Here is a 10,656-nt window from a genome sequence, read left to right as displayed (position 1 = left end):
CTGTTCGAGGTCCTCGGATTCTCCGCCGCCGAGATCGCCACGATGATGGACACCTCGACCACGTCCGTGAACTCCGCGCTGGCGCGAGCCCGCAAGATTGTCGCGGAGAAGGTTCCCTCCCGTACCCAGCAGCAGACGCTGCGCCAGATCGGCGACCCCCGGGTGCGGGAGATCGTCACCCGGTACGCCACCGCCCTGGAACGCGGCGACGCCGACGCCCTGGTCGCGCTGCTCACCGAGGACGTCACCTGGTCGATGCCGCCGCTGCCGCACTGGTACCACGGCCTTGAGGCCGTCACCGACTTCGCCGTGCAGGTCCCCATGAACCGTTGCCCAAGCTGGCGCCACCTCGTGGCCAGCGCGAACGGCCAGCCGACCGTGGCGTTCTACGTTGGCAACGACGACGCCGGCCCACACGTCGCCTGGTCGATCACAGTGCTGACCCTGCGCGGCGAGCACATCGCCGAGATCACCTCATTCCTCGGCCCCGACCACTTCGCACCCTTCGGGCTGCCCACCTCGCTACCCTGACCCTTCGCTCATGCCGTTGAGCATGTGAGCGGCCACGGTGGTCACCCACAGGTGGGAGGCCCTGGTCTGGCAGTGGTCAAGGGCGCACCCGCAGGCTGCGGGCCTTGATCATCTGCTCTGATCATCCCTCAGGCGCCCGCTACTCCGCTCCCCAGCGCCTCGCACACCTGCACCGACCGCAACCCCGGCGCCCCAGCATCGAAAGCGCCCATGACCTGCTGATACACGGATGGCAGCTCCGACGCCGCCGAGCCCGGCCCCCGCCGCGGGACCACCGCCCGCAAGCCCAGCAGCCCAGCAGCCCACCAACACTGCTCGTTCGGGGTGAGACCCGTACGTACAGCTTCGAGGCGCTCACCAAGGCCATCCGGCTGATCAACGCCAGCGCGCGTTTCATCGCGACCAACCCCGACGAGACCGGCCCGTCCCCCGAGGGCGTGCTGCCGGCCACCGGCTCGGTCGCGGCGCTGATCACGAAGGCGACGGGCAAGGATCCGTACTTCGTCGGCAAGCCGAACCCGCTGATGATGCGGGCCGGCCTCAACCGCATCGAGGCGCACTCCGAGACCAGCGCGATGATCGGCGACCGCATGGACACGGATGTCCTGGCGGGGCTTGAGGCCGGTATGGAAACGGTGTTGGTGCTCACCTGGCTGACGACGACCGCCGACATAGACCGGTACCCCTTCAAGCCCTCATGGGTCGTCAATTCGATCGCGGACCTCGTCGAAGAGATCTGACGCCTGCTGACTCGTACGGAGCATCACCGCGTGCGGTGACACGCCATGCGGCGGACCTTCGAAGAACCGGGTGATGACGTGAGCCCGGACGACTGGAGGTATTCCGCCATGGGCTCTGTCCGTATCCCGTTGTACGCCGCCGGGGCAGCCGCCGCGCTGATGGCGCTGTCCGGCCCTGCCGCCGCCGCGTTCCCCGGCCAGGGGGAGGTCACGCTCACGCCGTCCGCGGTCTCGCCGGGTGGCGACGTGGACATCCGTACGCTCTCCTGCGGGCAAGCCGTCTCCGGCACCGTCACTTCGAGGGCTTTCGTCTCCACGGTCAGGCTCGCCCCGGCGGCGGACGGCGGGCTGTTCGCCGAGGCGGTGGTCAGCTCCTCCACCACGCCGGGTTCGTACCCGGTGTCCATCAGCTGCGAGGGGCTGACCCACGCCACCCAGGCCACGCTGACCGTCACCAACTCCGACACGCAGTCGGGCGACAACGGCGACCACGAGAAACAGTGGGGCGGCAACACACGCGGTGGCGGAGGCAGCCAGGAGAAGCAGTGGGGCAACACCGGAGGCGGAGTCGGAGGCGGAGGCGGAGGCGGCCAGGAAAAGCAATGGGACAACACCGGCGGCGGAGTCGGCGGAGGCGGAGTCGGCGGAGGAGTCGGAGGAGGCGGAGTCGGCGGAGGAGTCGGAGGAGGCGGAGTCGGAGGCGGAGTCGGAGGCGGAGTCGGAGGCGGAGTCGGCGGAGGAGTCGGAGGAGTCGGAGGCGGAGTCGGCCAGGAAAAGCAATGGGCCGGCGGCGGAAACCAGCAGAACCAGTTTGGCGGCGGCGGCCGCGACAGTCAGTGGGGCGACCTGCCAGGCGCGCCGGTCCCGGCGGGCGGCGGCGGCACGGCGAAGCTCCTCGCCAGCCAGGGGCAGCACTCGCATGACGCGGGAGTGCCGGGCGTAGTGGCCGCCGGCGTACTCGCCGCGGCCGGGATCGCGGGGCTCGCCATGCACCGCCGTCGGCGCGGCCGCGGCCGGGACTGACGGCCGTGACGCAAGGTCGGACCCTGGCGGGCTTCGCCGCCGCGCTCGTCCTGCTGGCGGCCTGGCTCAAGGGCTACATCCACCTCGACGGTGCGACCGCCCCTGCCCAGGCCGCCGTTTCCGCCGGGTCGGCCGCCAAGGACGGTGGCGGGCGCCCGCCCGCCGTCTACGCCCCGCACCTGCCGCTGCCCGCCGCCCGGCCGCTCCGCGTCGACATTCCGTCGGTCGGCGTCCACGCCCCGATCGTCGTACGCGGCCTGGACCGCACCGGCGCCGTCGACCCGCCGCCCTACAGCACCCCGAACGTCGCCGGTTGGTACGGGGCCGGGCCGACCCCGGGTGCCAAGGGTGCCGCCGTCGTCGTCGGCCATGTCGACACCAGGACACGGCCCGCCGTCTTCTACCCGCTCAGCACGATCGCCGCCGGCGCGCTCATCGACGTCACCCGGTCCGACCGCACGGTCGCCGAGTTCACCGTCGAAGCCGTCCAGGTCGTCGAGAAATCCGGCTTCCGCCCCGAGCGCGTCTACGGTTCCGACGGGCGCCCCGAACTCCGCCTCATCACCTGCGGCGGCACCTTCGACCACGCCAAGCAGGCCTACTCGGCCAACGTCGTCGTCTACGCCGCCCTCACCGGCACCCACCCCGCGTGAGGGCGGTGGGTGCCGGGTGACGCGCGGGCCGGAGCCCTTTGCGCGGGGGCGCGCTAGGCGCCCTTGAATACCTGGCGCTGCCGGCCGAGGCCGTCGATCTCCAGCTCGACCACGTCGCCGGCCCGGAGGTACGGCTTCGGCTCCGGCTGGCCGAGGGCCACGCCGGCCGGGGTGCCGGTGTTGATGACGTCGCCCGGGTAGAGGGTCATGAACTGGCTGAGGTAGCGGACGACTTCGGCCACCGGGAAGATCTGGTCGGCCGTGCTGCCGTTCTGCTTGAGCTCGCCGTTGACCCAGAGCCGCAGGCCGAGCGCCTGCGGATCCGGCACCTCGTCCGCCGTGACGAGCCAGGGTCCCAGCGGGTTGAAGGTCTCGCAGTTCTTGCCCTTGTCCCACTGGCCGCCGCGCTCGATCTGGAAGGCGCGCTCGGAGACGTCGTGGGCGATGGCGTAGCCGGCCACGGCCGCCAGCGCCTCATCCGCCGACGCGGCGTAGCGCAGTTCGCGGCCGATGACGACGGCGAGTTCGACCTCCCAGTCGGTCTTCTCGCTGCCGCGCGGCACCAGCACCGTGTCGTCGGGCCCGACGACCGTGTCGGGGGCCTTCATGAAGATGATCGGCTCGGCCGGGATGTCCGCGCCGGTCTCGGTCGCATGGTCGTGGTAGTTCAGCCCGATACAGACGATCTTGCCGATCCGGCCCAGTGGCGGCGCGACCCGTACACTCGCGTCGAGCACGGGCAGCGTGCCGTCCGCCTCGGCCTCGCGGATCCGGGCGAGTGCGGCGTCGTCGGCCAGCAGCGATCCGTCGATGTCCGGCACCAGGGCGGACAGATCACGCAGGACCCCGTCACGGTCCAGCAGCGCGGGGCGCTCGGCCCCGACGGCTCCGGCTCGCAGCAGCTTCACAGAAGACTCCTTCTTCAGTCCAGATCATCACGTCCGATGAGGACGGTCATCGGATATCTTGTCCGATCGTCCAACGGCAGGCGCCGCCCCCGCAAGCCCCTTCCCATTTGCTGGACGCTGCAGCCAAACCCGCTCCGCCGCAGTCCAGGCGGTAGTCGTGGCCAGGTACAGCCCCACCGCCAGCGGCACGAAGGCGGCCGTCGCCAGCGTCCCGAAGGACAGCAGCGGCACGTATTTCGCGACGCCCTCCCCCTTGGGCGCCCGCCGGTACGTCCAGCCTGCCACCGCCGCGATCACCGCGAACAGGCCGAGGAAGACCAGCCCCCGCGCCCCGAGGAGCCCGCCGTCCCGCAGGGCGTCGCCGAAGCGCCCGCCGACCGCGACGGCCGACGAGACGCGGTACAGCAGGAAGAACACCGGCAGTTGGGCGAGCAACGGCAGCATCCCGGCGAAGGGTGACACCCCTTCCTTCGCGTACAGGTCGGACATCGCCCGCTGCAGCTTCTGCGGGTCCCCCTTGTGCCTGCGGCCGAGCTCGGCCACCTGCGGAGCGAGCCGGGCCCGCACCTTCTCGCCCCGCGCTGCGGCCCGCGCCAGGGGATGCAGCGCCAGTCGTACGGCGACGGTGAACAGGACGATCGCGGCGCCGGTGGCGACGGCCGCCCCACCGCCGCACAAGGGGCGGAGCAGGCCGGCGATGGACATCAGGACATGCGTGAACACGGACATTGCAGTGGAGCCCTCCACGGGTCTCGTCGAGCCGGAATCAGGAATTCGGCGTGACGAGCCGCGCACGCGGCAGCCTGAAAAGGACCGAGCGCCTACGCGGTCGTCGGGACGAGACGTCCCGGCGCTCGTGGCCGTGGCCGGCCCGAGGCGTCCGGATCGCGCTGCGGCAGAAAAGCGGTACGCCGCTGCCGGTCGCGGATCGCGGTACGGATCCGCCCGCGCGGCACCGGCGTGGCGGCGGTCGCCGCGGCGAAGGCCCGGCAGAGCAGCAGCGCGGCGGCGGTGGCCGCGGCAGTGGCGGCGGTGGCGGCCGCGCCGGGCAGCCCCGAGTCGGTCAGCAGGAGCCCGGCCAGCAGGAAGAGAGCCGCGCCGAGATACCCGCGCAGCGCGGCGGCGTTACGGAACATCCGGCCCCCTTCCCTCCCCCCACAGCCTAACGCCAGCGGCCCGTCTCAGTGCGGCTCCGCAGCCGTCAGCCGCCCCCACACCACCATCCGGTAGCGGAAGGTGAATTCGGGCGTGCAGGTGGTGAGGGTGATGTAGTAGCCGCGCCCCTTCAGCCGCGACGCGGGATGCAGGCTGCTGTACGGCCCCGGCGCGACCACGGTGCCGTCGTGGGCCGAGGTCTGCGGAAGGGACCTGACGACGACGTACGTGAAGTGCGCGGTGGCCGTCTCGACGACGGTGACGGTGTCGCCGACGCGCAGCCGGTCGAGGTGGCGCAAGGGCTCGCCGTGGGTGTTGCGGTGTCCGGCGACGGCGAAGTTGCCGGCCCGTCCGGGCTGGGCGGTGCCGGGATAGTGGCCGACGTAGCCGTGGTTGAGGACCTTGGTCTTGCTGGTGCCCTCGGCAACGGGAGCGGTAGGCCGATGCGGGGGATGCGGAGGATGCAGAGGATGTGGAGGCCTGGGAGACGGCGGTTGACTGCCGCAACGGCGCCGATTGATCCGATGTCTTGGCCTTCGCCGAGGAGGCTGCCGCCGACCCGGCTTGCGGCGTGCCGCCCGCCGCCGCACCGTCCCACTGCCGCTCCAGCCGGGTGACCTGCCGTTGGGCGGAGGCGTGCGCCCGCAGGTTGGTCCACCACAGCTGGCGAGCGGCCAGCAGCAGTACGACGGTCCCGAAGGTCATCGCCGCCTCCCCGAGACCCCACAGCACGCGCCCGGGCCATTTCACGCCCAGCACGATAAATGACGTACCGTCAGATTGCTATCCCGCGACAACCCTCGACAGGGTGTAGATCACCAGCCCCGCCAGCGATCCGACGACCGTGCCGTTGATCCGGATGAACTGCAGGTCCCGGCCGACGTTCGCCTCGATCTTGCGGGTGGTCTGGTCGGCATCCCAGCCGGCGATGGTGTCGGTGATCAGCGAGGTGATCTCGTCCCGGTAGGTGGTCACGACGTACGTCGCCGCGTCCTCCAGCCAGCCGTCCACCTTGGCGGTCAGCGTGGGGTCCTGCGCCATCCGCGCCCCCAGCGACAGCAGCGAGGCCCGGGCACGCAGCCGCAGTTCGCTGCGCTCGTCGCCCGCCGCGGCCACCACCATGCCGCGCACCGCGCTCCAGGCAGACTCGATCAGGTCCTGGACCTCGCCCCTGGCCAGCAGGTCCTTCTTCAGCCGCTCCACCCGGGCCCGGGTGTCCGGGTCCGACTGCAGCTCGGTCGCGAAGTCCTCCAGGAAGCGGTCGACGGCGCCGCGCGCCGGATGGTCGGGCATGTCCCGCATCTCGGCGGTGAAGCGCACCAGTTCCTTGTAGACCCGCTCCCCGACCTTCCGGTCCACGAAGCGCGGCGTCCAGCCCGGTGCGCCGCCCTGCACCGCGTCCATCACCGAGTCGCCGTGCTCGATCAGCCAGTCGTGGGCCCGCACGACAACCAGGTCCACCACCCGCCGGTGCCCGCCGTCCGCCACGACCCGCTCCAGCATCTTGCCCAGCCCCGGCGCGACCTCCTGCGCATCCGCGCGCCGCGTGATGGCCTCGCCGACCACCGCCTGCACATCCGAGTCCCGCAGCACGGTCAGTGCCCCGCGCAGCGCCGCGGCCGCCTGCTCGGTCACCCGGTCCGCGTGCTCCGGGTTTTCCAGCCACCGCCCGAGGCGCAGCCCGATGCCGACGGCACGCAGCCGGGTGCGTACGACATGCGCGGACAGGAAGTTGTCCCCGACGAAGTCGCCCAGCGACCGCCCCAGCACGTCCTTCTTGGTCGGAATGATCGCCGTGTGCGGAATCGGCAGCCCCAACGGCCGCCGGAACAGCGCCGTCACCGCGAACCAGTCCGCCATCGCACCGACCATCCCCGCCTCGGCCGCCGCCGCCACATACCCGGCCCAGGCCCCCGCCCCCGCCGACTCCCCCCACTTCGCCAGCGCGTACACCACCGTCGCCGCCAGCAACAACCCACTCGCCAGCAGCTTCATTTTTCGTACGCCACGCCGCTTCGCCTCGTCGGACGCGCTGTACGACCAGCCTCCGGGCGATCCCGTGACATCCGCGCCCGGCCGCCCCGTCGTCTCCGTCCCGCTCATCGCCGCCCACCTCCCGCCACAGCCCGCCCCGCCGCCCCCGTACTTCCCGGGGGTACGGGGGGTGGCCCCCCAGGGGAATGCAGCTCGGGCGATGCCGTGACATCCGGTTCGGTCATATCCGCAGCTCTCATTCGGGGCACCGGCTCCTCCCGTCGTATTGTCCACGCCACTTTGGGCGCATTCATGGAACGAAGGACGGGTTCCCGGCGTCCGAGAAGACAGACGGGCGGGTCCAACCCTCTCCATGGGATCATGGGACGGGAGCGGGCCACACCTGTGCAGGACGCTTCCGCCTACCCCACCTTGAGCCCTGGAGACAGCACCGCATGGCCAGATCGACCGGTTATGCCCTGCTCGCGGCCCTCGCCGCGCTGGTCGCCGTCGTATCGGCCGCGATCGGCTTCGGAGTCGGCAGAGGCAATCCGACGACGCGCGTCGAGGCGCCGGTGGGGCGGACCTCCGCTTCGGCCGCGCCCGCGGGGGCCGGGACGTGGGTCGGGACGTGGGCGACGGCCCCCGCCGGGGGCGAGCCGGGCACGGCGAACGGGTACGCCGGGATGTCGATCCGCAATGTCGTGCACAGCAGTGTGGGCGGCACCTCCACGCGGGTCACGCTGTCCAACGCCTTCGGTACGCAGCCGCTGGTGATCACGCACACCACGATCGCCGTGGCGGCGGCAGGCGGCGGCCCGGCGGCCATGCCGGGCACCATGCGGGCGCTGACCTTCGGCGGGAGCGGCATGGTGACGATCCCGGCGGGCGGGAGCGCGGTCAGCGACTCCGCGCAGCTGGCGGTGCCGGGCGCGACGGATCTGCTGGTGACGACGTACTCCCCGACGATGTCGGGCCCGGTGACGTACCACCCGCAGGCGCGCGAGATCTCGTACGTCGCGAGTGGCGAGCACACCGCGCAGACGATCGGCACGTCCTTCACCGGGCAGAGCCCGTACTGGCGGTACGTCACCGCTGTGGACGTCTTCACCACGCAGGCCGCCGGGGCCGTGGTCACGTTCGGCGACTCCATCACGGACGGCGCCACCTCAACCGTCGGCGCCAACCACCGCTGGCCCGACCAGCTCGCCGCCCGGCTGACGGCCTCCGTTGGGGGCAAGATGCGGATGGGCGTCCTCAACGAGGGCATCAGCGGCAACCGCGTCCTGCGCGACGGCGCCACCGACGGCAGTGCGCTGACCAACCCCAGCGCCCTCAACCGGCTGGACCGCGACGTGCTGGCCAGGACCGGCGTCAAGACCGTCATCGTGGAGCTGGGCATCAACGACATCCTCCGCTCGGACGGCCGGATCGACCCCGACGCCATCACCAACGGCCTCCGCCTGATCGTCAGCCGCGCCCACGAGCACGGGCTGCGCGTGGTCGGCGGCACCCTGATGCCCATGCAGGGTCACCCCCGCTACAGCGACCGCGCCGAGTACGTACGCCAGCAGGTCAACGCCGAGATCCGGGCGGGCGAGGTCTACGACGGCGTCATCGACTTCGACCGCGCCCTGCGCGACCCGGCCCACCAGCTGCGGTTGCTGCCCGCGTACGATTCCGGCGACCACCTGCACCCCAGCGACGCCGGGTACCTGGCGATGGCCGACGCGTTCGCGCTCAGCGTGCTCAAGGCCGGAACGGTGAGCACCGCATGACCCGCACCACAGGACTGCCCGGATACGCCGAGCACTTCAGCGAGCCCGAGGGCTACCTCGACTTCGCCCGCTACGGGCCGCCCTCCCGCGACGTCCTCGACGCCACGGCCGCCGCCCTGGCCGCGTCGGCCCGGGCCGACCACACCACCGTCAACGACCTCATGTGGGCCGAGCCGCGTGCCCGGGCCGCCGCCGCGCGGCTCGCCGGGACGGACACGGCGCACATCGCGCTGCTGCCCAACACCTCCACCGGGCTCTTCCACGCCGCGTTCGGCATCCCGTCCGGGGTCGTCCTCGTGCCGTCCGCCGACTTCCCGGCCAACCACTACCCCTGGCGCCGCACCGCCGCCCTGGGCCGCGCCGAGCCGCGCTGGCTCGACGCCCGGCCGACCCCGGACGCCGTACGGGCCGCCCTGACGGACGACGTGGTCGCCGTGTCGCTGAGCGCAGTGGACTTCCGTACGGGCTACCGCGCCGACCTCGCCGCCATCCGCGAGGTCATCGGCGACCGGCTCCTGGTCGTCGACGCCATGCAGGGCTTGGGCGTCGCCGACCTCCCCTGGGAAGCGGCCGACGTGGTCGTCGCCGGCGGCCAGAAGTGGCTGCGGGCCAGCTGGGCCACGGGCTTCGCCGCGCTGTCCGACCGGGCCCTGGAGCGGCTGGAGCCGACGCTGACCGGGTGGACCGGCATCGAGGATGTCGCCGTTTTCGACGACACCGAGCATCCCGTCGCCCCGGACGCGCTGCGCTGGAGCATCACCAATCTGAGCCCGGTCACGGCGGCCGCCTTCGCGGCGGCGCTGGAACTGGTCGAGCGGGTCACCGTCCCGGCCATCGCGGCGCACGTCGCGACACGGGTGGATGAACTCATCGACGCCGTCCGGGCCCACGGCGGCGAGATCCTTTCCCCCACCGCCCCGCACGAGCGCGCCGGCATCGTCTCCTTCCGCCTCCCCGGAACCGACCCGGCGCGGGTCGCCGAGGCCCTCCACGCCCAGGAGGTCACCCCGTCCGTGCGGGCCGACTCCGTCAGGCTCTCCGCCCACGCCTCGACGACGGCCGGGGCGGTCGAGCGCGTACTGGCGGGGATCAAGGCAGTGGCCGACAGCCGATAGGCTCGATGCCATGTCTCGTATCGACGGCCGCACCCCCGATCAGCTCCGTCCCGTCACCATCGAGCGCGGTTGGAGCAAGCACGCCGAAGGCTCCGTCCTCGTCTCCTTCGGTGACACCCGCGTCCTGTGCACCGCCAGCGCCACCCAGGGCGTCCCGCGCTGGCGCAAGGGCAGCGGAGAGGGCTGGGTCACCGCCGAGTACTCCATGCTCCCCCGCGCCACCAACACCCGCGGCGACCGCGAATCCGTACGCGGCAAGATCGGCGGCCGTACACACGAGATCTCCCGCCTCATCGGCCGCTCGCTGCGCGCCGTCATCGACTACAAGCAGCTCGGCGAGAACACCGTCGTCCTCGACTGCGACGTGTTGCAGGCCGACGGCGGCACCCGCACCGCCGCCATCACCGGCGCGTACGTCGCCCTCGCCGACGCCATCGGCTGGATGCAGCGTAACCACCTCGTCCGCCTCAAGGCCCGCCCCCTCACCGGCTCCGTCAGCGCCGTCTCCGTCGGCATCATCGACGGGGTGCCGATGCTCGACCTCGCCTACGAGGAGGACGTCCGCGCCGAGACCGACATGAACGTCGTCTGCACCGGCGACGGCCGCTTCGTCGAGGTCCAGGGCACCGCCGAGGGCGCCCCCTTCGACCGCAAGGAGCTCAACTCGCTGCTCGACCTCGCGGTCGCCGGCTGCGCCGAACTCGACGCCGCGCAGCGCCTCGCGCTGGCCGACGTCCTGCAGGCCTGACTCCGCCCTGACTTGGCGGTTTTACGCAACC

The 10,656-nt window shown here is 72.0% G+C and carries 11 protein-coding genes and 1 pseudogene; 7 read left to right on the top strand and 5 right to left on the bottom strand.

Annotation, left to right across the window (positions count from 1 at the left end; translation table 11 throughout):
* From EFK10_RS29505 to EFK10_RS29490, 4 genes and pseudogenes are all read left to right on the top strand, one after another.
* Positions 1–531: nuclear transport factor 2 family protein (locus EFK10_RS29505; RefSeq protein WP_164836195.1), on the top strand; the 531-nt coding region annotated here is incomplete at its 5' end.
* Positions 532–836: 305 nt separating this feature from the next.
* A pseudogene (locus tag EFK10_RS29500) lies at positions 837–1,271 on the top strand (HAD hydrolase-like protein); the annotation flags it as partial.
* Positions 1,272–1,379: 108 nt separating this feature from the next.
* On the top strand, positions 1,380–2,294 hold the full coding sequence (locus EFK10_RS48900) for a hypothetical protein (protein ID WP_206305629.1): 915 nt from the start codon (positions 1,380–1,382) through the stop codon (positions 2,292–2,294).
* A 5-nt stretch (positions 2,295–2,299) separates the two neighbouring features.
* Positions 2,300–2,947 carry a class F sortase gene (locus tag EFK10_RS29490; RefSeq protein WP_240677545.1) on the top strand — a complete coding sequence of 216 codons (648 nt, stop codon included), beginning with the start codon at positions 2,300–2,302 and terminating at the stop codon, positions 2,945–2,947.
* Positions 2,948–3,000: 53 nt separating this feature from the next.
* Here the strand turns inward: EFK10_RS29490 and EFK10_RS29485 are convergent, their stop codons facing one another.
* From EFK10_RS29485 to EFK10_RS29465, 5 genes are all read right to left on the bottom strand, one after another.
* Positions 3,001–3,855 (bottom strand): fumarylacetoacetate hydrolase family protein, encoded by an 855-nt coding sequence (locus EFK10_RS29485; protein WP_127358703.1) that lies wholly within the window; start codon positions 3,853–3,855, stop codon positions 3,001–3,003.
* A gap of 27 nt (positions 3,856–3,882) precedes the next feature.
* Positions 3,883–4,584 (bottom strand): YidC/Oxa1 family membrane protein insertase, encoded by a 702-nt coding sequence (locus EFK10_RS29480; RefSeq protein WP_127358702.1) that lies wholly within the window; start codon positions 4,582–4,584, stop codon positions 3,883–3,885.
* A gap of 92 nt (positions 4,585–4,676) precedes the next feature.
* Complete coding sequence (locus tag EFK10_RS29475) at positions 4,677–4,991, bottom strand: DUF6412 domain-containing protein (protein WP_127358701.1); 315 nt, start codon at positions 4,989–4,991, stop codon at positions 4,677–4,679.
* A 45-nt stretch (positions 4,992–5,036) separates the two neighbouring features.
* Entirely contained in the window at positions 5,037–5,600 is a 564-nt protein-coding gene (locus EFK10_RS29470; RefSeq protein ID WP_322973426.1) for a sortase domain-containing protein, read from the bottom strand.
* A 193-nt stretch (positions 5,601–5,793) separates the two neighbouring features.
* Positions 5,794–7,113 (bottom strand): DUF445 domain-containing protein, encoded by a 1,320-nt coding sequence (locus EFK10_RS29465; RefSeq protein WP_127358700.1) that lies wholly within the window; start codon positions 7,111–7,113, stop codon positions 5,794–5,796.
* A 326-nt stretch (positions 7,114–7,439) separates the two neighbouring features.
* On the opposite strand from EFK10_RS29465, the gene EFK10_RS29460 reads away from it, so the two are divergent.
* The 3 genes from EFK10_RS29460 to rph are packed head-to-tail and all read left to right on the top strand — an operon-like array spanning position 7,440 to position 10,625.
* A complete protein-coding gene (locus tag EFK10_RS29460) occupies positions 7,440–8,762 on the top strand; it encodes an SGNH/GDSL hydrolase family protein (RefSeq protein WP_127358699.1) in 1,323 nt (440 codons plus the stop codon).
* The gene (locus EFK10_RS29455; protein WP_127358698.1) at positions 8,759–9,877 is read left to right on the top strand and encodes an aminotransferase class V-fold PLP-dependent enzyme; all 1,119 of its coding nucleotides are present in this window, start codon (positions 8,759–8,761) and stop codon (positions 9,875–9,877) included. The genes EFK10_RS29460 and EFK10_RS29455 overlap by 4 nt, the downstream gene beginning before the upstream one ends.
* A 10-nt stretch (positions 9,878–9,887) precedes the next feature.
* Entirely contained in the window at positions 9,888–10,625 is a 738-nt protein-coding gene (gene rph, locus EFK10_RS29450; RefSeq protein WP_127358697.1) for a ribonuclease PH, read from the top strand.
* The last annotated feature ends 31 nt before the right edge of the window (positions 10,626–10,656 follow it).

Source organism: Streptomyces soli (assembly GCF_003999195.1).
GTDB lineage: Bacteria > Actinomycetota > Actinomycetes > Streptomycetales > Streptomycetaceae > Actinacidiphila > Actinacidiphila soli.
Note: the sequence above shows the minus strand (reverse complement) of the source record. Positions and strands in the feature narration are given on the sequence as shown.

Coding starts and splice junctions, on each gene's coding strand:
- EFK10_RS48900 (WP_206305629.1), top strand. CDS start 1,380: ATGGGCTCTGTCCGTATCCCGTTGTACGCCGCCGGGGCAGCCGCCGCG.
- EFK10_RS29480 (WP_127358702.1), bottom strand. CDS start 4,584: ATGTCCGTGTTCACGCATGTCCTGATGTCCATCGCCGGCCTGCTCCGC.
- EFK10_RS29475 (WP_127358701.1), bottom strand. CDS start 4,991: ATGTTCCGTAACGCCGCCGCGCTGCGCGGGTATCTCGGCGCGGCTCTC.
- EFK10_RS29465 (WP_127358700.1), bottom strand. CDS start 7,113: ATGAGCGGGACGGAGACGACGGGGCGGCCGGGCGCGGATGTCACGGGA.
- EFK10_RS29460 (WP_127358699.1), top strand. CDS start 7,440: ATGGCCAGATCGACCGGTTATGCCCTGCTCGCGGCCCTCGCCGCGCTG.
- EFK10_RS29455 (WP_127358698.1), top strand. CDS start 8,759: ATGACCCGCACCACAGGACTGCCCGGATACGCCGAGCACTTCAGCGAG.
- rph (WP_127358697.1), top strand. CDS start 9,888: ATGTCTCGTATCGACGGCCGCACCCCCGATCAGCTCCGTCCCGTCACC.